24 protein-coding genes are annotated in these 26,516 nt (G+C 68.3%); 18 read left to right on the top strand and 6 right to left on the bottom strand.

Annotated elements, in window-relative coordinates; genetic code table 11:
* Positions 1-6: 6 nt before the first annotated feature.
* The gene (locus OG329_RS06270; RefSeq protein WP_405793322.1) at positions 7-744 is read left to right on the top strand and encodes an SDR family oxidoreductase; all 738 of its coding nucleotides are present in this window, start codon (positions 7-9) and stop codon (positions 742-744) included.
* A gap of 84 nt (positions 745-828) precedes the next feature.
* Here the strand turns inward: OG329_RS06270 and alc are convergent, their stop codons facing one another.
* Together alc and allB are read right to left on the bottom strand one after the other, a co-directional pair.
* A complete protein-coding gene (gene alc, locus OG329_RS06275; protein WP_405793323.1) occupies positions 829-1,989 on the bottom strand; it encodes an allantoicase in 1,161 nt (386 codons plus the stop codon).
* A gap of 2 nt (positions 1,990-1,991) precedes the next feature.
* A complete protein-coding gene (allB, locus tag OG329_RS06280) occupies positions 1,992-3,344 on the bottom strand; it encodes an allantoinase AllB (RefSeq protein ID WP_405801677.1) in 1,353 nt (450 codons plus the stop codon).
* Between the two features lie 390 nt (positions 3,345-3,734).
* Here allB and OG329_RS06285 point away from each other — a divergent pair, with 390 nt between their 5' ends.
* Entirely contained in the window at positions 3,735-4,610 is an 876-nt protein-coding gene (locus tag OG329_RS06285) for an IclR family transcriptional regulator (protein ID WP_405793324.1), read from the top strand.
* 165 nt (positions 4,611-4,775) lie between these two features.
* Here OG329_RS06285 and OG329_RS06290 read toward each other — a convergent pair whose 3' ends face one another.
* Complete coding sequence (locus OG329_RS06290) at positions 4,776-5,087, bottom strand: DUF5955 family protein (RefSeq protein ID WP_405793325.1); 312 nt, start codon at positions 5,085-5,087, stop codon at positions 4,776-4,778.
* 269 nt (positions 5,088-5,356) lie between these two features.
* Between OG329_RS06290 and OG329_RS06295 the strand changes: the two genes are divergently transcribed.
* From OG329_RS06295 to OG329_RS06320, 6 genes are all read left to right on the top strand, one after another.
* Positions 5,357-5,989 carry an NTP transferase domain-containing protein gene (locus tag OG329_RS06295; protein WP_405793326.1) on the top strand — a complete coding sequence of 211 codons (633 nt, stop codon included), beginning with the start codon at positions 5,357-5,359 and terminating at the stop codon, positions 5,987-5,989.
* A gap of 213 nt (positions 5,990-6,202) precedes the next feature.
* Entirely contained in the window at positions 6,203-7,825 is a 1,623-nt protein-coding gene (aceB, locus tag OG329_RS06300; protein WP_405793327.1) for a malate synthase A, read from the top strand.
* A gap of 314 nt (positions 7,826-8,139) precedes the next feature.
* Positions 8,140-9,009: a lysozyme gene (locus tag OG329_RS06305; protein WP_405793328.1), complete on the top strand. Its 870-nt coding sequence runs from the start codon at positions 8,140-8,142 to the stop codon at positions 9,007-9,009.
* 165 nt (positions 9,010-9,174) lie between these two features.
* A complete protein-coding gene (locus OG329_RS06310; RefSeq protein WP_405793329.1) occupies positions 9,175-9,834 on the top strand; it encodes a peptidoglycan recognition family protein in 660 nt (219 codons plus the stop codon).
* An 87-nt stretch (positions 9,835-9,921) separates the two neighbouring features.
* Positions 9,922-10,536: a GNAT family N-acetyltransferase gene (locus tag OG329_RS06315; protein ID WP_405793330.1), complete on the top strand. Its 615-nt coding sequence runs from the start codon at positions 9,922-9,924 to the stop codon at positions 10,534-10,536.
* A gap of 88 nt (positions 10,537-10,624) precedes the next feature.
* Complete coding sequence (locus tag OG329_RS06320) at positions 10,625-11,239, top strand: TIGR03086 family metal-binding protein (RefSeq protein WP_405793331.1); 615 nt, start codon at positions 10,625-10,627, stop codon at positions 11,237-11,239.
* Positions 11,240-11,443: 204 nt separating this feature from the next.
* Here OG329_RS06320 and OG329_RS06325 read toward each other — a convergent pair whose 3' ends face one another.
* On the bottom strand, positions 11,444-11,878 hold the full coding sequence (locus OG329_RS06325) for a hypothetical protein (protein WP_405793332.1): 435 nt from the start codon (positions 11,876-11,878) through the stop codon (positions 11,444-11,446).
* 102 nt (positions 11,879-11,980) lie between these two features.
* On the bottom strand, positions 11,981-14,245 hold the full coding sequence (locus OG329_RS06330) for a hypothetical protein (RefSeq protein ID WP_405793333.1): 2,265 nt from the start codon (positions 14,243-14,245) through the stop codon (positions 11,981-11,983).
* Positions 14,246-14,365: 120 nt separating this feature from the next.
* Here OG329_RS06330 and OG329_RS06335 point away from each other — a divergent pair, with 120 nt between their 5' ends.
* From OG329_RS06335 to OG329_RS06350, 4 genes are all read left to right on the top strand, one after another.
* Positions 14,366-15,184, top strand: a complete 819-nt coding sequence (locus OG329_RS06335; protein WP_405793334.1) for a chitosanase — start codon at positions 14,366-14,368, stop codon at positions 15,182-15,184.
* A gap of 200 nt (positions 15,185-15,384) precedes the next feature.
* The gene (locus tag OG329_RS06340; RefSeq protein WP_405793335.1) at positions 15,385-17,199 is read left to right on the top strand and encodes a recombinase family protein; all 1,815 of its coding nucleotides are present in this window, start codon (positions 15,385-15,387) and stop codon (positions 17,197-17,199) included.
* A gap of 677 nt (positions 17,200-17,876) precedes the next feature.
* The gene (locus tag OG329_RS06345; protein ID WP_405801679.1) at positions 17,877-18,239 is read left to right on the top strand and encodes an HNH endonuclease; all 363 of its coding nucleotides are present in this window, start codon (positions 17,877-17,879) and stop codon (positions 18,237-18,239) included.
* A gap of 171 nt (positions 18,240-18,410) precedes the next feature.
* A complete protein-coding gene (locus tag OG329_RS06350) occupies positions 18,411-19,247 on the top strand; it encodes a methyltransferase domain-containing protein (protein WP_405793336.1) in 837 nt (278 codons plus the stop codon).
* 59 nt (positions 19,248-19,306) lie between these two features.
* Here the strand turns inward: OG329_RS06350 and OG329_RS06355 are convergent, their stop codons facing one another.
* Complete coding sequence (locus OG329_RS06355; protein ID WP_405793337.1) at positions 19,307-19,459, bottom strand: hypothetical protein; 153 nt, start codon at positions 19,457-19,459, stop codon at positions 19,307-19,309.
* A 627-nt stretch (positions 19,460-20,086) separates the two neighbouring features.
* Between OG329_RS06355 and OG329_RS06360 the strand changes: the two genes are divergently transcribed.
* The 6 genes from OG329_RS06360 to OG329_RS06385 all read left to right on the top strand — a co-directional run bounded on the left by OG329_RS06360 (position 20,087) and on the right by OG329_RS06385 (position 26,346).
* Positions 20,087-20,563, top strand: a complete 477-nt coding sequence (locus tag OG329_RS06360) for a P27 family phage terminase small subunit (protein ID WP_405801680.1) — start codon at positions 20,087-20,089, stop codon at positions 20,561-20,563.
* Positions 20,541-22,241 (top strand): terminase large subunit, encoded by a 1,701-nt coding sequence (locus OG329_RS06365; protein WP_405793338.1) that lies wholly within the window; start codon positions 20,541-20,543, stop codon positions 22,239-22,241. The genes OG329_RS06360 and OG329_RS06365 overlap by 23 nt, the downstream gene beginning before the upstream one ends.
* A 55-nt stretch (positions 22,242-22,296) precedes the next feature.
* A complete protein-coding gene (locus tag OG329_RS06370; protein WP_405793339.1) occupies positions 22,297-23,715 on the top strand; it encodes a phage portal protein in 1,419 nt (472 codons plus the stop codon).
* The gene (locus tag OG329_RS06375) at positions 23,712-24,692 is read left to right on the top strand and encodes a hypothetical protein (RefSeq protein ID WP_405793340.1); all 981 of its coding nucleotides are present in this window, start codon (positions 23,712-23,714) and stop codon (positions 24,690-24,692) included. Before OG329_RS06370 ends, OG329_RS06375 begins: the two co-directional genes overlap by 4 nt.
* A gap of 11 nt (positions 24,693-24,703) precedes the next feature.
* Positions 24,704-25,312 carry a hypothetical protein gene (locus OG329_RS06380; RefSeq protein WP_405793341.1) on the top strand — a complete coding sequence of 203 codons (609 nt, stop codon included), beginning with the start codon at positions 24,704-24,706 and terminating at the stop codon, positions 25,310-25,312.
* A 77-nt stretch (positions 25,313-25,389) separates the two neighbouring features.
* Positions 25,390-26,346 (top strand): major capsid protein, encoded by a 957-nt coding sequence (locus OG329_RS06385; protein WP_405793342.1) that lies wholly within the window; start codon positions 25,390-25,392, stop codon positions 26,344-26,346.
* Positions 26,347-26,516: the final 170 nt, after the last annotated feature.

Genomic DNA, 26,516 nt, shown 5'->3' on the forward strand with positions numbered 1-26,516 from the left:
CACCACATGTCTGTAACGAGTTCCGCGCTGGTCACCGGCGGCAGCCGGGGAATCGGGGCGGCGATCGCCGTGCGGCTCGCCCAGGAGGGCGCGGACGTCGCGATCACCTACGTCGCGGACGAGAACGCCGCACGGGAGGTCGTACGGAAGATCGAGGCGACCGGGCGGCGCGGCCTCGCGCTGCGCGCCGACGCGGCCGACCCCGATGAGGCGGTGAGCGTGGTGGAGCGGGCCGTGGCGGGTCTCGGCGGGCGGCTCGACATCCTCGTGAACAACGTCGGGATCGGGTTGCTGGGTCCGCTGGACTCCTTCCCGGTGGCCGATGTCGGCCGACTGCTGGCGGTGAACGTTCAGGGCGTCTTCCTCACCACGCAGGCCGCGGCGACGAAGCTCGTACGCGGTGGCCGCATCATCACCATCGGCAGTTGCATGGCCCAGCGGGTGCCCGGCCCCGGCGGCACGCTCTACGCGACGAGCAAGTCCGCGCTGATCGGGCTGACCAAGGCGCTGGCGCGGGAGCTGGGCGAGCGGGGGATCACGGCGAACATCGTCCACCCGGGTCCGATCGACACGGACATGAACCCGGCCGACGGCCCGTACGCGGCGGGTCAGAGCGCGTTGACGGCGCTCGGCCGGTTCGGGTCCGCCGACGAGGTGGCGTCGATGGTGGCGTTCCTGGCGAGTGACGAGGCGGCGTATGTGACGGGCGCCGAGTTCTCGGTGGACGGCGGGCACGCCGCGTAGGTCGTGTCTTCGAAGTAGCGCCGTCCGCCCGTGGGGGGCGGGGCCCGCGCCCGCCGCGGAGCGGCTGATGTCGGACCGGGGCGGTCAGCCGCCCAACTCCCGGTGGCGCACGGCCAGTCGGGCCGCACCCTCGTCGGTGAGCGAGCCGAAGAGGCGCAGTCGGGAGATGCCGCCGTCCGGGAAGATGTCGATCCGGACCTGACGGGCGGTCACGGGGCGGTCGAGGACGAAGCGGTGGTTGGTGTCGGGCTGGAGGCGGGTACGGGGCAGGATCTCGGTCCAGCCCGCCGCCCGCGCGCCGGATCCCGGCTCACCGTCGCGTACCGAAAGTGCCGCCCAGCCCGCCGAGTTGCCTTTCAGATACGCCGTGTCGATCTCGACGGCCCGGATCTCGGAGCGCTCGGCCAGCTCGTAACGGATCCAGTCGTTGCCCTTGTCGCGGCGGCGGCGCGTCTCCCAGCCGTCGTCCATCCGGTGCGAGCGGCCGGGCTGGACGGTGTGGGTGGCCGGTGAGTAGAAGCGGTCGGAGGCGTCCTCGACCCGGCCGCCGTTCTCCAGGGCGACGAGGTCGAACGTACCGAGCGCGGCGAGCCACCCGGGGTCGGGGGCGACCTCGCCGTACACCCGCAGGCGCGCGATGCCGCCGTCCGGATGCTGGTTGACCCGCAGATGGGTGAAGCGCTTCTCGGTGCCGACGCTGAACCCGTTGGCCGCGTGGCCGCCAACGGCCGTACGCGGTACGAGAGTTGTCCACGTCACCTCGTCGGCGAGCAGATCGTCCGGGGACGGGGAGCCGGGCACGGACGTCGCCTCGACGGACACGGCCTGCGGGTAGTTGCCACGGAAGTGGGCGGTGTCGACCACGATGCCGCGTACGACGCCGGGAGCGCCGAGCCGGACGAGGGCCCAGTCGTGGTCCTCGTCGGCGGGGTGCGGCCGGGCCGCGGAGGCGCCGCGTCTGCGGCGGGTCTCCCAACCGTCCATGATCTTGCCCTTGTGTCCGAAGCGCTCCGGGTCGAACTCGGCGGGGCCGGGCTTCAGCAGATTCTCGCGCTGGGCGAAGAACTCGTCGTTGGCGGCGATGACACCGGCGCCGAGCCTGCGGTCGGCGAGGTCGACCAGGTGGGTGAAGGGGAGGTCGGCGGAGCGGTAGTCGGCGTACGGGTCGCCGCCCCCGTACGGGCTCGCGTCACCGGTGAAGGAGGGAACCCCGGAAGAGGGCCCGGTCAAGGGGCTTGTGGGCACGGTCAGTTGTTCCTTTCGAGCAGTCGGCCGGAGGGTTCGGCGATGGCTCCGTCGGCGACGATCCGCCGGCCGCGCAGCCAGGTGGACCTGACGACGCCGGACAGCGTCCTGCCCGCGTACGCGGTGACGCGGTTGCGGTGCTGGAGCGTGTCGGGGTCGACGGTGAACGATTCGTCGGGCGCCAGGACCGCGAAGTCGGCGTCGCGGCCCGCCTCGATGGCGCCCTTCCTGTCGAGCCCGGCCAGCGCGGCGGGGCCCGTCGACATCCAGCGCGCCACGTCGTCCAGGGAGTGACCGCGCCGGCGGGCCTCGGTCCAGATGGCGGGCAGCCCGAGCTGGAGGGAGGAGATACCGCCCCACGCGGTCGCGAAGTCCGAGGTCTTGAGGTCGGTGGTGGAGGGCGAGTGGTCGGAGACGACGCAGTCGATCGTCCCGTCGGCCAGTCCCTGCCAGAGCGCGTCCTGGTTGGCCGCCTCGCGGATGGGCGGACAGCATTTGAACTCGGTCGCGCCGTCCGGGACTTCCTCGGCGGTGAGGGTGAGGAAGTGCGGGCAGGTCTCGACGGTCAGCCGGACGCCGTCCCGCTTGGCCTCGGCGATCAGCGGCAGCGCGTCGGCGGACGACAGATGCAGGACGTGGACGCGGGCGTCGAGCCTGCGGGCCGCCGCGATCAGGCCCGCGATCGCGGCGTTCTCGGCGTCGCGGGGCCGGGAGGCGAGGAAGTCGGCGTACTTGGCACCGGCGCGCTGCGGGGCGGCGGTCAGTTCGCCCGGGTCCTCGGCGTGCACGATGAGCAGCCCGCCGAAGGCGGTGATCTCGGCGAGCGACCGGTCGAGCCCCGCCGCGTCCAGCTCGGGGAACTCCTCGACACCGGACGGCGACAGGAACGCCTTGAAGCCGAACACCCCCGCGTCGTGCAGGGACTTGAGGTCCTGGACGTTGTCGGGCAGCGCGCCGCCCCAGAAGCCGACGTCGATGTGCGCCTTACGGCCGGCGACCTCCCGCTTGATCCGCAGATGGGCCGTCGTGGTGGTGGGCGGCAGGGAGTTGAGGGGCATGTCGACGAGTGTGGTGATGCCGCCGGACGCCGCCGCGCGGGTCGCGGTCCAGAAGCCCTCCCACTCGGCGCGGCCGGGGTCGTTCACATGGACGTGGGTGTCGACCAGGCCGGGCAGGACGACGTCGTCGCCGACGTCCACCGGTCGGGCGCCGGGCGGTAGTTCGGAGCCGTACACCGTCTCGTACGGGAGCACGGCCGCGATCGTGCCGCCGGCGACGGCGATGGACGCGGGGCGGGTGCCCTCGGGGGTGACGACGCGTGTCGAGCGCAGCACCAGGTCCACGTTCCGGTCCAGGTCGGTCACCGGCAACCCTCTCTTCCGTCGTCACGTCCAAGCGAGAAATTCAACGAACTGTTGAAGGAGTCTTCATGCCGGACCGGGGTCCGTCAAGGCCGCTCCGCCCGGAACGGGCGCGCTGCACTACACTGAGGTACTTCCACACAGCGAAAACAAACTTTCATCAGACAGAAGCCGACCCTCCCGCCCACCGTACGGACCGATCACGGCGGGTGACGGTCGACACCCGGACAGACACCCCCTGACCGGCGAATACATCGCACGGACCGGCCCACCGGTCCGCCGGGCAACCGGTCCGCCGACCGGTAAACTGCTGACTCGCCCGTCCGTCGCCCCTACGCACCGACCCGTCGTCCCGTCGCCCCTACGCCCGAAAGGACCGTTGTCGTGCCGACGTCCAGCGCCGCCAGCGCCAGCGCCACCGACGCCGCCAAGCCCGCATCCGCGAGCGGCGGCGTCCAGTCCCTCGAGCGCGCCTTCGATCTGCTGGAGCGGATGGCGGACGCGGGCGGCGAGGTCGGTCTGAGCGAACTGTCGGCCAGCAGCGGACTGCCCCTGCCGACCATCCACCGGCTGATGCGAACGCTCGTCGCCTGCGGTTACGTACGCCAGCAGTCGAACCGCCGTTACGCGCTGGGCCCGCGCCTCATCCGGCTCGGCGAGTCGGCGTCGCGGCTGCTCGGCACCTGGGCGCGGCCGTATCTGGCGCGGCTGGTCGAGGAGACCGGCGAGACGGCGAACATGGCGCTGCTCGACGGCGACGAGATCGTGTACGTCGCCCAGGTGCCGTCCAAGCACTCGATGCGGATGTTCACCGAGGTCGGCCGGCGGGTGCTGCCGCACTCCACGGGTGTGGGCAAGGCGCTCCTGGCGCACGCGCCGGCGGACGAGGTGCGGGCGCTGCTCGCGCGTACGGGGATGCCGGCGGCCACGGAGAAGACGATCACGACGCCGGACGGCTTCCTCGAAGCGCTGGAGACGGTGCGCGCGGCCGGCTACGCGGTGGACGACAACGAGCAGGAGATGGGGGTCCGCTGTCTGGCGGTCCCGGTCCCCAACTCGCCCACCCCGGCGGCGATTTCGATCTCGGGGCCGGCCGGGCGGGTCACGGAGACGGCCACCGAGAGGATCGTGCCGATCCTTCAGGAGGTGGCGCGGGATCTGTCCGAGGCGCTGGCGAGCACAGCGGCGACAGGCACTGCGGGGACGACGGCGGGGACGACGACAGGGACGACGGCGACGACACATCAGCAGCAGTCGTGAGGCCCGGGGGGCCCGAGCGTCGTACGTCCCAATCCCCTGGGGCGTACGGCGCTCGGGCCCCTCGGCCGTGGCACGCGTGCCTGCTACCTGTACCTGGTACGTGGTACGTGGTACCTGAAGGGTCAGGTCGACAGCGCCCGGCCCCGGTCGTACTCGGTGCGTACGTCAGTGTCCTAATTCTCCGAAGAGGTCGACCGCCTTCCTGACATCCATCAGGGTGGGCGCCAAGGCGCTCACCGAGCCGATCGAGCCGACGATCAGCAGCAGCGAGCGACGCATCCGCCGGATCTCCGGATCGCCTCCCGCCACCATCTCCGCCAGCGCGGCCAGTTCTTCTTCCGCGATTCCTCTGTCCCTGAACTCACTCGGATACGCCGCGAGTTCACGTCTGAGCCGGCCCACGGTGAACCGCAGGCCGGTCAGTCTTGGATCCTCGCCATTCTCTGTCACTCGCGTATGCCCCACGCTCCGCAACAAAGTTCTCCCCCTCACGCGCCATCGTGCATATGCCTTCGGCAGGGTGCTTGTCCCTCCGGCGCCTCCCTTTTCGCATGCCCGGCGCCGCGAGACGCGGGCCAGTAAACGCCACTTGGACGGCCGCGCGCCACCAGATGGACAATATTCAACTTGTTCAACTGACGTATCGCCAGGTCGGAGCCCGGCAGCAATCTGACGGACCGTCCGATATGCGGCGCGCGGGCGGGGCGAGCGGGCGCGCGAGGTGGCCCGTGCGATAGGGAGAACCCATGGACGAGAACGATCACGGAGAGTCGCCGGTCGCGGGGCTGCTGCTCGCGGCGGGCGGCGGACGGCGGCTGGGCGGGCGGCCGAAGGCGCTGCTGCCGTACCGGGGGCGCCCGCTGGTGGAGCACGCGGTGCGGTCGCTGCGGGAGGGCGGCTGCGAGCCGGTGCATGTGGTGCTCGGCGCCGCCGCCGACGAGGTGCGGGCCCGCGCCGTACTGCCGGGCTGTGTCCTGGTCGACAACCCGCGGTGGGCGAGTGGCATGGGCTCGTCGCTACGGGCGGGCCTGGCCTCGCTGGCGGCGGACCCCGCACCCTCGGCGGTGGACCCCGCACCCCGCGGCGCCCTGGTGATGCTGGTGGACCAGCCGGGGATCGGTCCGGCGGCGGTGGCGCGGATGCTGGCCGCGTACGACTCCCCCGGCACACTCGCCGCCGCCTCCTACGGAGGTGAGCGCGGCCATCCGGTGCTGTTCGGCGCGGACCACTGGGCCGAAGTGGCGGCGGACGCGACGGGCGATCAGGGGGCACGCGGATATCTGCGGTCCCACGCGCGGGACCTCGTCCTGATCGAGTGCGGGGATGTCGCGGAGGCGTACGACATCGACACGGAGGAGGATCTGTCGCACCTTGAGTGAGAGCCCTGGCACTGAGCGCCGTGGTGTGTCGAACCGAAGAATCTCGACATCAACAAACCATTGAAGTTCCACCATGAGAAAACTACTATCCACAGGTCAGAAGCGCCCGATCCACCGGAAGGCGCCCGTGACCGCAGTCCGGAGCCCCGGCACCCAGTGCCGCCAACGGTGAGCCGGCGGTCGCCGGGCACCGCCCGTAAGGAGTGACAGCTCATGTCCGCACCAGCGCCGTCCCCGCTGGCCGTCGTCGATGCCGACACCCTGCCCCGGCAGGACGAGGTCCTTGACCAGGCGGCTCTCGCCTTCGTGGCCGAGCTGCACCGGCGGTTCACCCCCCGCCGTGACGAGCTGCTGCTCCGCAGGGGCGAGCGCCGCGCGGAGATCGCCCGTACGTCGGCGCTGGACTTCCTCCCCGAGACCGCCGCCGTACGCGCGGACGACTCGTGGCGGGTCGCGCCCTCCCCGGCCGCGCTGAAAGACCGCCGGGTGGAGATCACCGGGCCGACCGACCGCAAGATGACCATCAACGCGCTCAACTCCGGCGCGCGGATCTGGCTCGCGGACTTCGAGGACGCTTCGGCTCCCACCTGGGAGAACGTCATCACCGGCCAGCTCAATCTGATGGACGCCTATGCGCGGAAGGTCGACTTCACCGACCCGGTGTCCGGCAAGTCGTACGCGCTCAAGGCCGCCGGTGAACTCGCGACGGTCGTCATGCGCCCGCGCGGCTGGCATCTGGACGAGCGCCATCTGACGTTCGAGGGCCGCGCGGTCCCCGGCGCGCTGGTCGACTTCGGCCTCTACTTCTTCCACAACGCCCGGCGGCTCATCGAGCTGGGCAAGGGCCCGTACTTCTATCTGCCGAAGACCGAGTCGTATCTCGAAGCGCGGCTGTGGAACGACGTGTTCGTCTTCGCGCAGGACTACGTGGGCATCCCGCAGGGCACCGTCCGCGCGACCGTACTGATCGAGACGATCACCGCGGCGTACGAGATGGACGAGATCCTGTACGAACTCCGCGACCACGCCTCCGGGTTGAACGCCGGCCGCTGGGACTACCTCTTCTCGATCGTCAAGAACTTCCGTGACGGCGGCGCCAGGTTCGTGCTGCCGGACCGCAACGCGGTGACGATGACAGCCCCGTTCATGCGCGCGTACACCGAACTGCTCGTCCGCACCTGCCACAAGCGCGGCGCGCACGCCATCGGCGGCATGGCGGCCTTCATCCCCTCCCGGCGCGATCCCGAGGTCAACAAGGTGGCCTTCGCGAAGGTCAAGGACGACAAGGACCGCGAGGCGGCGGACGGCTTCGACGGCTCCTGGGTCGCCCACCCCGACCTGGTCCCGATCGCGATGGCCTCCTTCGACGCCGTGCTGGGCGAGCGGCCCAACCAGAAGGACCGACTGCGCGAGGACGTCTCGGTGACGGCGGCCGAACTGATCGCGATCGACTCCCTGGACGCCGAGCCGACCTACCAGGGGCTGGTCAGCGCGGTCCAGGTCGGCATCCGCTACATCGAGGCGTGGCTGCGCGGCCTCGGCGCGGTCGCCATCTTCAACCTGATGGAGGACGCGGCGACGGCCGAGATCTCCCGCTCCCAGATCTGGCAGTGGATCAACGCGGGCGTCGTCTTCGAGAACGGCGAGAGCGCCACCGCCGACCTCGCCCGCAAGATCGCCTCCGAGGAACTGGCCGCGATCCGCGCGGAGATCGGCGAGGAGGCGTTCACGACGGGCAAGTGGCAGCAGGCCCACGATCTGCTGCTGACGGTGGCGCTGGACGAGAACTACGAGGAATTCCTGACACTCCCGGCCTACGAGCAACTGCGGGGCTGATACGGGGAGTTCACCGCCCGGCATCGCACTCGCCGCCCCGCGCACACCGCACCCCCGGCCCGTCTGTGGCGCCGGGGGTGCGGCGCGTGTCCGGCGGATGTCCGGCAGGCGGGTTACAGCGTCTTCAGGCGTGAAACTTATTGACGCTCCGGCGCATTGGCGCAGCTCACGCCGGGCGCCAGAGGACTACACCACGGGCCGTTCCCGTGCCCCCTTTACGCGCGTAGTTGACGCGTGCGTTACTCGTGTCGTGTCCATGGCACTCGGTGACGAGGACCGGACACCCCCACCCCCACCATGTCCCGGAGGCAGTCATGCCCCAGCACAGCTCTCCGTTCCGACGAATCATCAGATCGAGGGGCGCCCAGGTCTCAGGCGTTCTCGGCACCGTCGCCACGCTGCTCATCACCGGCGCGGGACCGGCCGCCGCCGCACCCCCCGGCCCCGACGAGACCGTACGGCCGGGCCAGGCGTGGATGGGCGCGGGAACCCGTCTCGAGCAGGGCCCCACGCCCGGCCCGACACCCATGGACACCAGCGGTGTGCAAGGCATCGACGTGTCCAACTGGCAGGGCGTGATCAACTGGACCTCGGTGAAGGCCGCGGGCATCGACTTCACCTACATGAAGGCCACCGAGGGCACGAACTTCAAGGACGCCCGCTTCAACGCGAACTACACCGGCTCCTACAACGCGGGCCTGATCCGCGGGGCGTACCACTTCGCCCGCCCGAACTCCTCCAACGGGGCCACCCAGGCCAACTACTTCGCCAGCAACGGCGGCGGCTGGTCCAAGGACGGCAAGACACTCCCGGGCGTTCTCGACATCGAGAGCAACCCGTCGGGCGCCTCCTGCTACGGCCTGTCCACCACCCAGATGCGCACCTGGGTCAACGACTTCTACAACACCTACAAGGCCCGCACGGGCCGCGACGTCGTCATCTACACGACGGCCAGTTGGTGGAACAGTTGCACCGGAAGCTGGACCGGCATGGCCGCCAAGTCGCCGCTGTGGGTGGCCCATTGGGGGACGACCAGCCCCAACATCCCGGCCGGCTTCCCCACGTACACGATCTGGCAGTACACGGCCACCGGCCGGGTCAGCGGTGTCGCGGGTGATGTGGACCGCAACAAGTTCAACGGCACCATGGACCGGCTCGTGGCTCTCGCCAACAACACCCCGTAGCCGGGCCGCCTCCACACGATGCGACGCAGGCCGGTGAAGCCCACTCCCACAGCGTGACTTCACCGGCCCAAGTGGCCGCCCCCGCAGGCACGTTCACGCCACGCCCTGCCCCGCCCCGCCCCGCCCCTGAACACTCGGTGACACCGCGGACCAGGAGGCACCACCATGAGCTTTCGCAGACCCAGCCGACGTCACATCCTGCTCGCCGGCTCCGGCGGGATCGTCGCCGCCGCCCTACCCACCACCGCGTACGCCACCGCACACGCCGCGCGTGGCGTCGAACCGGACATCGACACCACCCAGCAGTGGAACGCCCGGCCGCCCCGAAGCCCCGTGAGCGTGCTGAACAGGCGACCGACGAAGATCGTCGTCCATCACACCGTGGGCCCGAACACCTCCGACTTCTCCCGCGCCCAGGCCCACGCACACGCCCACTGGGTCCAGGACCTGCACATGGACGACAACGGCTGGCTGGACAGCGGCTACCACTTCGTCGTCAGCCGGGGCGGCTGGATCACCGAAGGGCGGCATCGCAGCCTCAGCACCCTGCAAGGGGGCAGCAGCTTCGTACTCGCCTCGCACACCTCGGGGCAGAACGAGCAGTCGATCGGCATCGCCAACGAGGGTGCCTACCACGACGGCGCGCAGCCGCCGGCGGCACAGTGGGACGTGCTCGTCACGCTGTGCGCGTACGTGTGCGGGCAGTACGGCATCGCGCCCAGCCAGCTCTACGGCCACAAGGACTTCGGCACCACGCTGTGTCCGGGTGTCATCCACGACAAGCTGCCGCAACTGCGCAGCGAGGTGGCGGCGAGCATGGGCTGAGACCGACCGAGACTGCGACCGGGGCGGGACCGGGGGCGAAGGGGCGGGCCGTTGCGGGAGCGCTCCCGGTCGGGACAGACTCGGCGCATGGCCTTCATACGTTCCTACCGTCCCGGCGATCGCGACGCCGTGTACGACATCTGTGTGCGGACCGCCGACGCGGGCGGGGACGCACGGCATCTGTATCCCGACAACGAGCTGGTGCCCAGCGTATTCGCCGGTCCCTACGTGGAGTTGGAGCCCGATCTGGCGTTCGTGCTCGACAACGGGGAAGGGCGGGCGGTCGGGTATGTGGTCGGGGTCGCGGACACCGAGCGGTTCGTCGCGGCGTACCGGGAGAAGTGGCTGCCGGTCGTCGGCGACAGATATCCCGCGCCGGAAGGGGACGGGGAGCGGACACCGAGCGAGGTCATGGCCGGACTGCTGCACGACCCGGAGCGGATGGTGGTGGCCGAACTCACCGCGTATCCCGCGCATCTGCACATCGATCTGCTGCCGCTCCGGCAGGGTCGGGGATACGGCCGCGCGCTGATCGACGCGCTTCTCGACGCGCTGCGCGCCAAGGGGGTGGGCGCCGTGCATCTGTCGATGCTGCCCGCGAACACCGGGGCGCGGGCCTTCTACGACCGCGTCGGCTTCCACGAGATCACCGTGCCGGACGCGGACGACGTCACATTTCTGGGGCGCGGCACGGCGCGCTGAACGCGGTTCGGCGGAGCCGCCCTGTGCTGGTAACAGGGGTGGTGGCGGTGGACCGATGAGTTCTCGTGGTCCGGGAGGTCTACCTCTCATGGACACCAACAGCGGTACGAACCTTCCCGACCACGGCCCCATCGGCCGCAGCGTGGCCGGACTGCTCGACGGCATCGACGAGAAGCACCTCGCGGGGCCCACGCCGTGCCCGGACTACACCGTGGGCGAGCTGCTCGCGCATGTCGTCGGGCTGACCGTCGCCTTCCGCGACGCCGGCAGGAAGGCGCTGGGGCCGACGACCGACACCCCGCCCACCGAGGGCCTGCCCCCGTTGCCGGACGACTGGCGGACCGCGCTCCCCGTCCAGATGGACGAGTTGGCCGCGGCCTGGCGTTCGCCCGACGCCTGGCAGGGCTTCACCCGGGCCGGCGGTGTGGATCTGCCGGCCGAGGTGGCGGGCCTCGTCGCGCTGAACGAGCTGGTGGTGCACGGCTGGGACCTGGCGCGCAGCACAGGGCAGCCGTACGACGTCGACCGGGCGAGCCTGGAGGCGGTGCTCCCGTTCCTCGAACCGGCGGCGGCGAGCGCGGAGACGGACGAGGCACCGCAGGGCCTGTTCGGCCCCCCGGTCCCCGTACCGGCCGACGCGCCGCTGCTCGACCGGGTGATCGGCCTGAGCGGGCGCCGGCCGGACTGGCGGCCGGGGGCCTAGATCATGTCCCGGGCCTCCTGGCAGGAGGCCCGGCTCCGGCTAGGTCCTGTCCGGCGGATCTTCGGGGATCAGGCCGGGGCGGCTGGTGCGGTGCATCGCAAGGCGGAGGATCATTCTCGTCCTGGACGTACTTGGATGACTCCGACAACGCAGGGAGGTGCCGTGCCAGGCGTCCCGGACCCCCGAAGATCCGCCGGGCAGGGCCTAGACGAGGGTGACGATGCCCTTGTCCCCGTCGGCCCACTGGCCGCTGAAGGGGCGGACCTGAACGATGACCATTCCGCCCTTCGTGGCGCCCGTGGGTATCTTCATGTTGAAGGTGAGTCGGCCGTTGGTCGGCGTGCAGTAGAGGAACTCGACGTTGAATCGGCAGGTGTTGCCCTGCCAGGTGATCATGTCGCGGCTGGTACCGAAGCCGGACAGCCGCATGTCGAGGGCTATCTGGATCTCCTCATCGCCCGGGGTGGTGACGACCACCGGTCCGGTCGTACCCGTGGCGATCGATGTGTCGACGACTTCGTACCCTGCGGCTGCCGACGACTGTGTGGCCGAGCCGAGTTGTAACGCCACCACCGCTCCCCCGAGTACGGCGAGAGTGGAGAGGGCGGCCGTGGCGGACCTGAGGCTGCTGAATCGCACGGAATGGTGTCCTTACGTTGTTGGTGGGTTGGTGACGACCGCTCGCGGGAGCCGCGAGCGGCGGCGCACGGGCGCACACCCCACCGTGATCCACCCTCAGGATCATTCGACGGCGGTTCCCAGGGCCGTACGCAGCAGCGCTCTCGCCTCGTCCCGGAAGCGGGCGTCCGCGACTGCCGGGGCGTACGGGAAGCCGGGTATGAAGACGAGCGCGTCCCGCTCCGCCAGGCCGGTCAGCCGGCGGAGCTGATCATCCGTCAAGTTCCTTGTTCCTACGGCCCGTAGGACGTCCAGCGCCGTGAACGGGTCCGCGTCCGTCTCGGCCGATGTCAGCGCCGTGTCCGCCAGCCGGCCACGGTCCTGGCCGGCCGGGTCGACGGCGAGGAGGGCGAGCGCCGCTGCCGCCGCCCGGTCGGGGTGGGCGAGCTTGCGCTCCAGCAGTGGGACGAGCGGCCGGCCGCGCTCGCCGAGCGCACCGGCGGCCCGCGCCGCGCGGACGTTCGGCCAGCGCGTCCACTCTCCGTCGGCGTCCTCCAGCACCCCGGCGATGATCGGCACGGCCTCGTCCGCGCTGCCGGTGAGCTGCCACAGCGCGCGGGCGATCTGAGTGTCGCTGTCGAGGCGGGGGTTGGTGCGCCCATCTCCCGACGAGCCGCGCGCCGATTCGGACGCCGAGCGGGCTGTCCTGCGGGCGGCGTCGCCGCGAGCGGTGTCACTGAGCGCGGCACGCAGGTGCGGCACCAGCAGGGCGGCCGTCTCCGGGCCGCCGCCCAGCTCCCCCGCGAGTCTCGCCGCGTCGGCCACGTCCCGGCCGCCGGCGGCCAGCGCCTCGACCACGGCCGCCAACAGCGCGCCGGTGACGCCCGTCTCCCCCTCCCCCACGAGCCGGTGCAGCGCCGAGCCGACATCGGCCGGGCTCTGCCCGGTGAGGTCGGCGGCGCGCAACGCCGCGACCGCGCCGGCCCGTTCCTCCGGTGGGCAGACGGCGGGCAGGGTGCGCAGGACGACAAAGGGATACCGGTCCAGCGCGGCGAGCAGATCGGGCACGGCCGGTGCCGCGCGGTGCCCCCAGCCGGCCAGGACCAGGCCGAGGTGGATCGACTCGTTCCAGGCGATGTCGCTGTCCGCCAGCCGGGCCCGGACGGCGTCCAGCAGCTCCGGTGTGTACGGGAACGGGTCGGGGTCCCCCGCGCGAGCCTCCCCGGTCCTCGACCCGGGACTCAGTTTCGCCGCGGCGTCGAGCGCCCTCGGCCGCCGCGACAGGTCTGCGGCCAGCAGCGGGGCAGCCTGCTCCGGGGCCGTCGCGACCAGTGCCGCCAACGCGCGGTCGGCCAGGTCTCCCTCTTCGGTGGCGATGGCCATGAGCGCGGGGACGGCCCGCGTCGCGTGGGGACCGAGCTGATCGACGACCGAGAGAGCGGCGCTCACCGACGAGGGATCGCCGAGCAGCGTCGTCAACGCCCCGGCCAGACGGGGCGCGGCGGCGCGCGAGACCTGGCACGCGTGCTCGGCGGCCCAGACCGCCTCGCCGCGCGCGTCGGCCTCCGGATGCCGCAGCCCGGCCTCGACCAGCGCGAACGCGGCCTCCCGCGCCTCGTCCGTGTCCCGCTCCAGCAGCCCCTCGACCACATACCGGAACGGCTCGGCCTGTTCCTCGTCGAACCGGCCCTCGGCCAGTGGGCGCACCGGCAGCAGAGAGACGACCGCGTCGTGATGGACGGAGGTCCATGGCAGCTCCGCGTCCAAGCAGGCCAGCAGCGCGGCCAGTTGTACGGCCCCGGCCGCCACCCCGGTCCCACCCCCGTCCGTCTCCCCGAGCACGGCCTTCTCGAACTCCCCCGCGCCCGCCGGATCGAGCCACACCGACCCCGCGAGCACCTCCGCCCGTACCAGCGGGTCCAACTCGCCCTCCCAGCACCGCCGCAGCGCCGGAAGCACCTGCTCCGCCGCACCGGTCCTGGCCGCCGCCCAGACCGCCGCCTGCCGTACGAGGGTGTCCGCCGCCTCGATCAGCGGCAGGATCAGGGGCAGTTGGGCGGTCACCGCCGCCCGGCACGCGCCGGGCGTGTCACTGCGCTCGTCCTCGCTCTCGGCGATGGAGCCGAGCAGCAGAAGCAGGTCGGCCGGTCTGCTCCCCGCAGCGGCCAGTCGGGCGAGATACGGCACGGTGTGGGCCGTGGCCTCGTACACCGATCCCTGATGGACGACGTTTCCGTAAAGCTCGGACAGCGCCTCTTCCGCCTCATCGGCGTCGTCGCCCGCCAACGCCCGCAGTTGGCCCGGGACGTCGTCGGCGCTGCCATAGGCGTGCTCCCGATCCGCCCATGGCTGCGCGTCGAGATCCACGAAAATCTGTGCGAGATCCATAACGAGAACCTTGGCACGAGCCACTGACAACTCGGTCGACAACGCGGTCCACTCGCTCCGCCCGACGCCCGTCCATGGACCGCCCGCGTGTCCGCGCCGCCCGGCCTGTTGACTGAGGTCGTGACCGGACTTCTGAAACACGGCCTGGCGCTGCTGCTGGCGCTCGCCGCGCTGTGCACGGCGTGCACCGCCACCGCGCGGGAGAACGCGCCCACCGCGCTGGACGACCCGGCGAAGAAGGAGATCGCGATGCGCCTGGTCTCCAGCGCCGAGAACTCCTCGCTCGACTGGAAGGCGCAGTACCGCTACATCGAGGACATCGGCGACGGCCGCGGCTACACCGCCGGCATCGTCGGCTTCTGCACCGGCTGCGGCGATCTGCTCAAGGTGGTCGAGCGTTACGCGGCGGCCCGGCCGGACGGCAACGTACTCAAGCCGTTCCTCCCGGCGCTGCGCGCGGTCCGGGGCGGCGACTCGCACGACGGGCTCGGCAGCGCGTTCACCACGGCCTGGCAGCGGGCCGCCGACGACGATCCGGCGTTCCGCGAGACACAGGACGACGAGCGCGACCGGGTCTACTTCGACCCCGCCGTCGACGCGGCGAGGGACGACGGGCTGGGCGCGCTGGGGCAGTTCATCTACTACGACGCCTACGTGATGCACGGCCTCGGCGACGCACGCGGTTCGGCCGGCTTCCGTACGATCCGCGAACAGGCCCTGGAAAAGGCCGAGTCGCCCGCGAAGGGCGGCGACGAGGCCGCGTACCTGAACGCCTTCCTCGACGCCCGGGTCCGGGCGATGAAGCAGGAGAAGGCGCACGAGGACACCAGCCGCGTCGAGACGGCCCAGCGGGTCTTCCTCGACGCGGACAATCTGGCGCTCGAACCGCCGCTCAAGTGGCAGGTGTACGGGGACAGTTACCGCATCGACGGCGGCTGAGGCACGGACGCCGACACAGGCGCAGACGCGCGGCGTCGGCCTCCCCTCACCCGATCAGCGTCCGCTTCGGCCGCACCACACAAAACTCATTCCCTTCAGGATCTCCCAACACACGGAACTAGTAGTTCTGGAGTTGGGCCGTGGGCGCATCAACGCTGGTCAAGGACGTAGCCGGGATCTCCCCGCTCTCTACAGAGAGCATGACGACCACTCGCAACCCCCTTGCCGGGACGGTCTACACCGAGACCCTTCGGGGTGTGCGGTGCGTCCGGCTCTCTGTACTCACCGATGAGACGACCAGCCCCGAGCGGCAGCGCGATGCCGACGACATAGCGGCGGGGGCGCTCAACATCGATTTCAGCGACGGTGACGGGCTCCGTGAAGCCGTCGACCTGGACGTGTCCGCGAGCAAGATTTCCCCGTTCGACCGTCCCGCGCTCGGCTCATGGCTTGCCCGCCCGAATGAGTTCGACGCGCTGGTGTGGTGGCGGTTCGACCGTGCCATCCGGTCCATGGGCGACATGCACGACCTCGCGAAGTGGGCGAAGCAGCACCGGAAGATGCTCGTCTTCGCCGAGGGCATCGGCGGGGGCCGGCTGGTGTTCGACTTCCGCAACGCCATGGACCCCATGAGCGAACTCATGATGATGATGCTCGCCTTCGCGGCTCAGGTGGAGTCGCAGAGCATCAGCGACCGGGTTACCGGCGCCATGGCAGCCATGCGGAAGATGCCGCTTCGGTGGCGGGGCTCGCGCCCCTCGTACGGCTACATGCCTGCCCCGATGCCCGCAGAGCACGGCGGGAAGGGCTGGACGCTCGTACCCGATCAGGACGCCGTGAAAATCATTGAGCGCATCGTGCGTGAACTCCTGGAAGGGGTGCCGGTTTCCCTGATCGGTGTGGGGCTCAACTCGGACAAGGTGCCGAGCCCGCGCGACCACTGGGCCGTGAAGAACGAACGTGCCAAGGGCGGGAAGACCGGCGGGGCGAAAGGCGAACACGTCGTGCGCGACGTGTTCAAGTGGACTGGCGCTGTCATTACGCGGCTGCTGCGCAACGAGAACTTGCTCGGCTGGAAGATGCACCAGGGAAAGCCCGTCCGGGACACCCAGGGCAACCCGGTCATGGCGACGGAAACCCCGGTCATGACCCGCGAAGAGTTCGACAGAGTGGGCGTCGTGCTGAACGCACGCGGCATCGACAACCGCGAACGGTCCGACACGGATTCCCTGTTGCTGCGGGTGATCCACTGCGACGCGTGCGGGGGCCGCATGTACCTCAACAAGCAAGACTCCAGGCAACGCCCCACGTACAAGTGCAACCCCCACTCACGCGGGTTCATGTGCGACAAGTCCGCGAATATCAGGGGCGATTGGGCGGACGAGTACGTGACAGCCGAGTTCCTGCGACTGGTCGGCCCGATCCAGACGAAACACGTAGTCGAGATCCCCGGATACGACCCCGAGCCCGAGCTACGCGCCACTCTTGCCGAGTTCGCCGAGCACCAGGAACAGAAGGGGCGCCAGAAGTCCCGGCACGCCGCGAACGCATGGCAGGAACGCGCCGATGCACTGGACGCGCGCATAGCCGACCTTGAGACCCGTGAGAAGCGCGAGCCGCAGCGCATCGTGACACCCACGGGCCGCACTTTCGCCGACGAGTGGGCGCAGCAGGACACGGCCGGTCGCCGGGCCATGCTCGTTGAAGCAGGCGTTCGGCTGGACGTACGGCGCGGTGTCCGTGGCGGGTGGCGCAAGCTGGACACGCGGCGCGTTGACTTCACCATGCGCGGAGAACTCGACCCCGCCGCAGAAGGTGCGGCCGTGGCCGCTGCGGACACCGAAGCCGAAGCCGGCGGCACGGACATCCCCCCAGTGCCCGGCAGCACGGCACGGCTTACGGAGCCCACGGCCGAGCCAGTGCACACCCCCACGGAACACGTTGCCGACCCCACCCGTGAGCGCCCCGAGCCCGTTGCCGACCCGGTGCCCGCGCGGATTCCGGTCCTCGCGTGACGGGATACCCTCGCCCGTAGACCGCACCGACATGGAGTGTGCGGAGTAGGCCCGGTGTCTAACAGGTTCGTCCTGGGATGCAGTACGACCGGTCCGCACAGCCCCGGCAGTCCACGTGACCGCCGGGGCTTTCCCATGCCCTCACACGGACGCTCAGGGCGCTCGGCGGCTCGGCGAGCGGCAGCACGACCAGCGGGCGAACCCATGACGGTATGACGGTTAGAGGGTCTTTTTTTGTATGTACACAAAAAATCGAGAGAAAACCAAACCAGCATCCCAACCGTCATCCCGTCATGGATCCGGCGGGATCCTCCTGCTCTCCACAACAAGTGAGGGACCAGGGACTACCGCGCACCCCGCCAGCCCGGAACGGGCGGTCCGAGTGCCCGCCCCTCACCCGATGCTCTGCCCGTGCACCACGCACCCGTACGGGGTGGCCGCTGGGGTCGTGAGGCAGAGCGCGGGGACCACACCGCCCACAAGTAACCGCCCGTTGACCACGGGCGCCGAACGGGGTTGTAAGCCTGTGTGGTCCCCATGCGCCGTGAGGGGTGCCGGACAAGGAAGGGCGCCACAGTGCAGCGCTACGGCGTGCGGGGCGCACACGGACGGGACGTTGGGTGTTCAGCCTGTCCACCGCCAGGTCGACGACCAGGCCGACGACAACGGGGGGCATCGTGCGCTGTATCGACTGCCCGGAGCCTGCTACTCACCGGGGCCGCTGCGAGGGTCACCACCGGGTCCACGAGAGCCGTTCCGCGGTTCGGGCTCGGCGTGCTCGTCGCGCTGTTCTCGCTGCTGTCTACTCGGGGGCCGCTCGGCTCCGTGCTCTGGTCGGTGCCCGTGGTGGTGCCCGTTGTGCACGGTGCGGATCGGTTGCGCTTGCCAGCTCGGTTGACGTGGACCATGTGCACCCCCTCGCCCGTGGTGGTGAGGACACAGACAGCAATGTGCAACCCCTGTGCCGTGACTGCCACATGGCCAAGACCGGCGAGGACTTTGGGGCTGTCACGCCCCGCAATGACACCGCCCTGGACTAGCCCTAGCCCGGCTCGTCGGGTAGGTGCGGGCGGTTTCCGCGCTGAATCCTAGCGGTGGAGGCGGTTCGATTTCGTCCACCCTGCTGCTCAATTAACCACATGGAACGGGGGCTGGCCATGCCGCATGTTAGGGGTGAGAACCGCTACGGACCGGCCGCAGGAATTACCCCTATGTCTGTCATCCGTAGTGACTTGGGGCCGTGGCGTGAACGTCGGCGGTTTTGGGATGACATCGGGCTCAATAGTCGTGAGGGCCGGGAAGGCGTCGACCTCTATAACATGCCTGACGATTACGGCGGGAAGGGTTTCATCGCCGATCCGAGCACGTTTGATCCCGTTCTAGCCGAGGCTAGTTACGGCTGGTATTGCCCGGACGGTGGCACCATTCTCGACCCATTCGCCGGCGGTTCCGTGCGTGGTCTCATTGCCGGAAACAGAGGCTACGCCTATACCGGGGTTGATTTGTCGGGCTCGCAAGTTGCGGCGAACCAAAAGCAGTCCACGGAGTGGGCAATGCGCAACTTGCTCACCGTACCGCCCAGGTGGGTTGAAGGGGACTCGGCCAAGACACTTTCGAGCTTCCCCGATGCGTCATTCGACTACGTATTCACATGCCCGCCCTACCACAGTCTAGAGCGCTACTCTGACCACCCCAACGACCTGTCCGCCATGCCATGGGCGCGCTTTGAAGACGCTTACCGGAAAATCATTGGCGAGTCCGTACGCTGTCTCACCGCAGACCGGTTTGCTACGTGGGTGGTGGGAGACGTGCGGGACTCTGCGGGCCGCATTCGCGGACTGGCACCTCTTACGGTTGCTGCTCACCGCGCGGCGGGTATGCACCTGTACAACGATGCCGTTCTCTTGAACGTGATCGGTACTGCGGCCTTGCGGCTGCCGGCTCAGTGGCGTGCCTCAAGGAAGATGGGGCGCATTCATCAGTACGTTCTCACGTTCGTGAAGGGAGACGCTAAGCGTGCAACGCGTATGCTCCCCCCTTTCAAATGAGACACCTCCGGATTCCGCACCTTCACCCCCTTGTCCCCTTCACGACTATCCGAAGCTTTTCACCGGGACGTGAGCCATGCCGCGAGCCCGCTTCCCGTGGCCGTGGCGACGGCTGCCACCAGCCATCCGGGGATGCGCTGGATCGTCACGTGGAGCACGTTGCCGCAGCGGAGTTCGAACACGGCAGGGTTTGGATTCTCGATGTCGTTCACGGCAAGGACTCTAAGCACCGTTAACAGAACCCATCAGCGGTTCTCGGCGAATAACGGAAGTTGCAGAATCTCGGGGATCTCCGTGGTATAAGCCGCCCTCCCATACCCTCGCTGGAGGTGATCCCCCCATGCCCCGACGCCCCCGCCCCCCTTGCCCCATCCCCGGATGCCCCGAGCTGACCACAGGTGGCCGCTGTACGACCCATGAGCGGGAAGCGAACCGGGACCGTGCCTCACGCGGTGGGGCTGTCTACACGACGCGTTGGCAGCGCATCCGGAAGGCGTACCTGTATGCCCATCCGTGGTGCGTGCTCTGCTCCGCCCTGGCGACCGTTGCCGACCACTTTCCGGAGAGCCGGCGAGAGCTGGTGGCGCGGGGCGAGTCGAAACCGGACGCATGGTCAAGGCTCCGTCCGCTGTGCACGTCGTGCCACAACTCGGAGACTGCGAAGCACCAACCGGGCGGGTTCGCTGCCGAGCATCGATCGCGCCGTGAGTCGTCCGAGCGTCCGCCGTTCTGACTCACCAGGCGGGTGCCCCCTCCCCGAGCCCTAGTTGAGCGGCAGGGAGACAAAAAACTCGCGTGGCTCATTTGAGCGTTTCCGTGGAAAGGAGAGCGCATTGGCAGTGCCCGGACAGAAACCGAAACCCCATATCCAGGCGGTCCGAGAGGGAACGTTCCGCGAAGATCGCAATTCCGAGGGCGCTCGTTTCGCACCGGTGGCCCCCGTCGAACCTGACTGGTCCGAATTGCTGCCGGGCGACTCGTCCGAGGACGTGCGCGGTAAGGCTGCTGACGTTTGGGCGAGGACGATTCCCGCCGTGGTGGTGGCAGCCGGCCTGACTGACGCGCAGCGGGAAACGGCAATTGAGTATTGCGTGACGGTCGCTCGTCTGTGGCAGGCGGAGCGGGAGCTATCTCGGGCCGGATTGGTAGTCGAGACGGAGCGCGGGAAGGTAAAGAGTCCGTGGGTGACGATTGCCCACCAGTACCGGAGTCACTTCCGTGCACTGGTAGGTGAGTTGGGGCTCAGCCCCGCATCGGCGACCCGGATAACCCCGCCCGATTTTGGTGGGGATGATGACGGAGACGTATTCGACTGACGATCTTCCCGTACCGCTGGACGCACTGCGCGAACTCGGCTTGTCCGAGGACGAGATAGCCGAAGCGGTCCAATCACGCCCGCTGGTGGTGGCAGCACAAGCCAAGACCGCTCCGGGCGCATATTTCGACGTGGCAGCCGCTCGGCGAGCCATCCACGCTATCCAAACGTTCAAGCACACAAAGGGGCGTTGGGGCCGGACAAGACTCAAGCTCTCGCCGTGGCAAACGGTTTGGGTGATTGCCCCGATCTTCGGATGGCTGGCTCACGACCCCGAACTAGGCAGAGCCGTAAGGGTCGTACGGTCTTCGTGGATTGAAGTTCCTCGTAAGAACGGGAAATCAACTCTGTCCAGCGGTATCGGGCTCGTCCTGCTACTTGCGGACCGGGAGATCGGGGCGGAGGTATACGCGGCTGCTGGCAGCCTGCCACAAGCCGAGCGCGTCTTTGACGACGCCAAGCGCATGGCCCTGACTTCCCGGACGGTACGGGGCCGCGTGGAGGTTCTGCGGGGTCTTATCCGAGTGCCGAGAACCGGCGGCATCTTCCGTGCACTCTCCAAAATCGCCGAGACCGCCCACGGGTTGAATGTGTCCGGGGCGATTGTGGACGAGGTACACGTTCATAAGCGGCGTGACCTTATCGACGCTATCGAGACCGGCACCGGTGCCCGTGATCAGCCTTTGGTCATTTACATCACGACGGCTGATGAAGGCGTCGAGGGCTCGATTTACGACGAGAAACACACCTACACGCGCCGTTGCGCGGACGGGATCATTACCGACCCTGGTCATTACGGGGTCATTTGGGCTGCCGCAGAGTCGGACGATCCTTTCAGCGAGGAGACGTGGCGTAAGGCCAATCCCGGATTGGGCGCGTCTCCCTCTCTCGCCTACATGCGCCGTGAGGCAAACAAGGCGAAGTCCACGCCGAGTTACTTCCCCACCTTTTGCCGCTTGTCTCTCAACAGGCGTATGCGGGCTGCCTCACGGTGGCTAACGCTCACACTGTGGGACGCGAATAGCGGGCCGGTCAATGACACGACGTTCCGGTATCGGCGCGCCTGGGGCGGGGTGGACCTGAGTGCGGTGTCCGACCTTTCAGCTTGGGTGCTGGTGGTGGAATCCCGCGCGCCCGGTGTCGAGTTGGAAGTTATTTCACGGTTCTGGCTGCCCGATGAACGCGTAGACGAGCTGGAACAACAGCTACAGGTCCCTTTGCATCAATGGGCTAAAGACGGGCTGCTGACGCTCACCGAGGGCGACGCGATCGACTACGACGCGATCGAGAAACAGATCATTGCGGACTGTCGTCGGCTTGACGTACAGCGCATCAGTTATGATCGGATGTTTGCCGGGCAGCTCGTCCAGCGGATTGAAGCTAAGACACGTGGTGTGGACGTGGTCCCCGTGGCACAGACCTATCTAGGCATGTCGCCCGGATGTAAAGAGCTGGAACGGCTCTTGCGTGAAGGTCGGATTCGACACGGAGGCAATCCGGTGTTGCGCTGGAACGCAAGCGTGGTCGAGGTGTACCGGGACGGAAACGACAACATGAGACCCGTAAAGCCCGACCGCGGAAAGTCCAGCGCTCGTATCGACGGCATAGCCGCTGCGGTCATGGCACTTGACGGATACGTACGCAGACCCCTTAAACGTCCTCGCGCCTCAAGCGCATAGCTGCCCCGCTCGGGTTTCTGCCGGTCGGGGCTTTTTCATGCCCGGAAGGGGGAGCATGGCGGAAACACCACTGCAAATGACGGTCCGGCTTCGCGCGAAGATTGAGCGGCGGAAGAATGAAGCCCGCAAGTGGTCGGACGCTTACGAGGGCAACCGCCCGTTGCTGTTCGCATCGCCCGAATTCAACGCGCAGGCCGGCGAACTGTTCAAGGACTTTTCCGACAACTGGTGTGCGACCGTACCGGATGCCACCGTTGAACGGCTCATGCCGATTGGATTCCGTCTGGAGGACGGGACCATTGATCAGGCTGCGGGTAAGGCATGGCGCACGTCCGAATGCGACGTTGAAGTCGGCCTAGCTCTGCTGGAAGCTCTGATCACCGGGCGTTCGTACGCCCTGGTCTGGAAACCGGACGGCATCCGCACAGAAATCACTTTCGAGCACGCAGCTAACGCCGTGGTGGAGTACGTTCCCGGTCGCCGTAGGCTCCGTTCTGCCGGGCTGAAAACGTGGCGTGATGGGGTGTGGGAGTTCGCCACCCTTTTTACCCCGGACATGGTGTACCGGTGGCAGCGTCGGGGCCGCTCGCACGTCTGGACCGGCCGCACGGTGGGTCTTCCCCGTGGTGAGCCCTCGCATATCAAGAATCCGCTTGGGGCCGTGCCACTGGTCGAACTCCCGAACCGGTCACGGCTGCATGCTTCCCCGCGCTCCGAGCTGGTGACCGTGCTTCCGCTACAGGATGCGGTAAACACCTTGTGGGCGCAGTTGCTTACGGCTTCGGATGACCTCGCGCTACCAGCCCGCGCGGTGCTCGGCACGGACCGGCCCGTTCGGGAAATCGTGGACCCCGATTCCGGGGAAGTCGTGGGCGAGGAGGACGAGCCGCTTAACCGGTTCCGTTCGGACCGGCTGCTGTGGCTTGAGAAGGACACGGCGCGCATCGCGGAGTTCACCGCTGCTGATCTCGGGAACTATCTCCGGGTTATTGATGCTGCGGTCGAACACATCGCCTCACAGACCCGCACTCCGGCAACGTACTTGACGGGGCAGCTCACCAATGTGAGTGCGGATGCTCTGGCCGCTTCGGAAGCCGGTCTAGTGGCCAAGGTGACGGAGCGGCAAAGGCACTTCGGGGCAGCGCTGCGTGAAGTGATGCGGCTGGAAGCTCTGGCAGCCGGCGAGCCCGACCGTGCCGATTCGCTCGCTACCGGCACGGTCGTCTGGCGTGACCCTCAATTCCGCTCGGACTCCCAATACTCCGATGCACTGGTCAAGTTGAAGTCGATCGGTGTACCCGATGAGGCATTGTGGGAGCGAATTCCCGGTGTGACCCCGGATGAAATCGACCGTTGGAAACGCATGCGGGACGACCAGGCAACGGCAGTTCTCGGCGGCAACATCGCCGCACTGTTCGGCGAGAAGCCCGACCAGGCCGAGCCGAACCAGGGCGACCAGGACGACGCGGCATGAGCCGGGTTGCCGAACTGGCAGCCGAGCGGCATTCATTGGTCCAGCAGGTATCCCAGACTGTTATTAGGGCCGTACAAGCCCTCTGGGGTGAAGTTCCGCCGGACCGTATTCTCTCGGCTTTGCAAGGGGAAGCGGGTCGACAGATTCTTGCAGCGGTGACCGCCGGGCAAATGACCGTGGCGCAGGGGGCGGAAATCTTTGTCAGTGCCTCACTGCTGGCGCAGGGTGCCCCTGCTGCCCCGCTCGCCCGGCTGAATCCCGGTGCCCTGGTCGGTATCACGTCCGATGCCCGCCCGCTTGTCTCGCTCCTGTACCTCCCCGCCATCACCGCCGCGCGGGCTCTCGCGCTCGGGGAGAGCGAAGCATCCGCCGCACTGCGGGGCATGAATCAAATGGGAATGCTGATCGGCACACAGATCGCCGATACGGCCCGAGCGGCAACAGCCGTTGCCATGGCAGCGCATCCCCGCTGTATCTCGTACGTCCGGGTGGTGAAGCTTCCCGCGTGCGCCCGGTGTGTCATTCTGTCCGGCCGTCAGTACAGCTATTCAACGGGCTTCAAGAGGCATCCCCGCTGCGACTGTGGGATGTCGCCGATGACGGACGCCGAGTGGAAGCAGACCAAGACCCCGGAAAAGCTCTTTCAGGAGATGAGCACGGAGGAACAGCGGAAGCGTCTCGGCGCCGCAGGGGTCAAAGCCCTTGAGAGCGGGGCCGACTTGGGGCAGATCGTCAACGCCCGTCGAGGCATGGCGACTGCTGCCACGGGACGGGGCCCTATGCGGGTCACGACCGAGGGCACGACGAGACGCGGAATCGGTGGCAAGGCGCTTGATTCCGGTTTCCAGAAGATCCCCGGAGCCCGGTACGAGCGTGCGAACGAGGCCCGCCTCATGCCGGAAACCATCTTCAAACTCGCCGGTGATAACCGCGAGCACCAAATAGCCATGCTCCGGAAACACGGATACATCACATAGGAGGGGCACGCATGCCCAACGATCCGAACCCGAACCCGGCCGCGAACGGCCCGGAGTCGAAGCCCGGCGAGGGCACCCCGGCCCCGACCGGCGACGAGCGCCAGGACGGGCCGACCGACGCGAGGCCCGAGGACGACCAGGGTGGCAACAAGCCCGGCGAGCTGTCGACCGAGCGGGCTGCCCGAGCTGCTGCGGAGAAGCGCGCCGAGACCGCCGAAGCGGAAGCAACTCGGCTCCGCCGGTCGAACGCTGCGCAGAAGCCGGGCGACCTCGACGCGCTCCGCGGGGAGATCCGTTCCGAGTTCACGGGGCAGCTCGTTCGCGCGGAGATTCGGGCGGCTGCCGCTGGTCGGCTCCGCGATCCGGCGGACGCTCTCGCCCTGGTCGACGTTGCCGGTCTGGTGAGTGAGAGCGGCGACGTGAACACCACTGCGGTAACTGCCGCGCTGGACAAGCTCGTCAAGGACAAGCCGTATCTTGCACTCGCTGCGGAGCCCGCTTCGACGAGTCCGGCCCCGTGGGGCGACGTGGGGGCGGGGCAGCGGGGCAGCGCAGAGCCGGACGCCGAGCCCGCGACCCCGTTTGACCGTCTGCGGGACGCGTACGGCTCGGCCGGCTAACCAACCGCACCCACACCTAATCCAAGGGTCACACGCTACGTGTGCCCCTTTTTTCATGCTCAAATGGAGGGTCATTCATGGCGCTTTCTCTCGCCGAGTCCGCCAAGCTCAGCACGACCAATCTCCAGCGCGGGGTCATTGAGACTTTCGTACAGGAGTCCAGCATTCTGGACCGAATCCCGCTGCTGCCCATCGAGGGCAACAGCTACAGCTACAACGAGGAAGCGACACTTCCGGGAGTTGCTTTCCGAAGCGTCAATGAGGCGTACACCGAGAGCACCGGGACGGTAAACCAGAAGTCGGAATCTCTGGTGATTCTCGGCGGTGATGCGGACGTTGACCGTTTCATTGTGCAGACGCGCGGAAATTTGAATGACCAGCGGGCGGTACAGACACGCTTGAAGGTCAAGGCGGCGGCCTACAAGTTTCAGGACACGTTCTTTAACGGTGACGTGGTGACGGATCCCAAGTCGTTTGACGGTCTGCGTAAGCGGCTCACCGGGGCGCAGGTCATTTCCGCCGGTACGAACGGCGCGCCCATTGTGGGTGCTGGTGCTGCGGACTCGCATACGTTTTTCGACCTGATGGACGCTCTCGTTGCTTCCGTTCCGGGCCTGACAAGTGCGAACGGTGCTTTGTACGCGAACCGGCAGGTTATCGCGAAGGTGCGTTCCGCCGCCCGCCGGATTGGCGGTTTCGAGATGGTGCGCGAAGCTCTTACCGGCAAGCTCGTTGCGACGTACAACGGAATTCCGTTCCTGGATCCCGGTCAGACTGCTGCGGGTGCGGAAATTCTTCCGCAGACCGAGACGGCTGGTACGGCAACGGACGCGTCCAGTATTTACGTTGTGCGGTTCGGGCAGACCGAGGATGACCAGGCCGTGACCGGTCTCACCAATGGCGGGGTCATGGTCGATGACCTGGGGCAGCTTGAGACCAAGCCCGCCTACCGCACCCGCATTGAGTTCTACTGCGGTCTCGCGGTGTTCGGCGGCAAGGGTGCCGCGCGTCTTAACGGCGTTCTCGCCAAGTAATCGGAAAGGGAACGGAATTGCCGCCGCGTAAGCGTGCCACGGCGTCCGCCCCGAAGATTCCGCACACGGATTCGTGCGCTGCCCCGGCCCGTATTGAGAGCTTTCCGGTTCTCGATTCGGGCGGGGTGGCGCGGACCGTTACGCGGTGTCTGGCGTGCGCCGCTCAGACA

Source organism: Streptomyces sp. NBC_01506 (assembly GCF_045040295.1).
In the GTDB taxonomy this organism is placed as follows: domain Bacteria; phylum Actinomycetota; class Actinomycetes; order Streptomycetales; family Streptomycetaceae; genus Streptomyces.

Excerpts from the sequence above, each read along its gene's own strand:
- OG329_RS06270 (WP_405793322.1), top strand. The coding sequence starts at position 7 with ATGTCTGTAACGAGTTCCGCGCTGGTCACCGGCGGCAGCCGGGGAATC.
- OG329_RS06295 (WP_405793326.1), top strand. The coding sequence starts at position 5,357 with ATGGACGAGAACGATCACGGAGAGTCGCCGGTCGCGGGGCTGCTGCTC.
- aceB (WP_405793327.1), top strand. The coding sequence starts at position 6,203 with ATGTCCGCACCAGCGCCGTCCCCGCTGGCCGTCGTCGATGCCGACACC.
- OG329_RS06305 (WP_405793328.1), top strand. The coding sequence starts at position 8,140 with ATGCCCCAGCACAGCTCTCCGTTCCGACGAATCATCAGATCGAGGGGC.
- OG329_RS06310 (WP_405793329.1), top strand. The coding sequence starts at position 9,175 with ATGAGCTTTCGCAGACCCAGCCGACGTCACATCCTGCTCGCCGGCTCC.
- OG329_RS06315 (WP_405793330.1), top strand. The coding sequence starts at position 9,922 with ATGGCCTTCATACGTTCCTACCGTCCCGGCGATCGCGACGCCGTGTAC.
- OG329_RS06320 (WP_405793331.1), top strand. The coding sequence starts at position 10,625 with ATGGACACCAACAGCGGTACGAACCTTCCCGACCACGGCCCCATCGGC.
- OG329_RS06330 (WP_405793333.1), bottom strand. The coding sequence starts at position 14,245 with ATGGATCTCGCACAGATTTTCGTGGATCTCGACGCGCAGCCATGGGCG.
- OG329_RS06340 (WP_405793335.1), top strand. The coding sequence starts at position 15,385 with ATGACGACCACTCGCAACCCCCTTGCCGGGACGGTCTACACCGAGACC.
- OG329_RS06350 (WP_405793336.1), top strand. The coding sequence starts at position 18,411 with ATGTCTGTCATCCGTAGTGACTTGGGGCCGTGGCGTGAACGTCGGCGG.
- OG329_RS06365 (WP_405793338.1), top strand. The coding sequence starts at position 20,541 with ATGACGGAGACGTATTCGACTGACGATCTTCCCGTACCGCTGGACGCA.
- OG329_RS06370 (WP_405793339.1), top strand. The coding sequence starts at position 22,297 with ATGGCGGAAACACCACTGCAAATGACGGTCCGGCTTCGCGCGAAGATT.
- OG329_RS06375 (WP_405793340.1), top strand. The coding sequence starts at position 23,712 with ATGAGCCGGGTTGCCGAACTGGCAGCCGAGCGGCATTCATTGGTCCAG.
- OG329_RS06380 (WP_405793341.1), top strand. The coding sequence starts at position 24,704 with ATGCCCAACGATCCGAACCCGAACCCGGCCGCGAACGGCCCGGAGTCG.
- OG329_RS06385 (WP_405793342.1), top strand. The coding sequence starts at position 25,390 with ATGGCGCTTTCTCTCGCCGAGTCCGCCAAGCTCAGCACGACCAATCTC.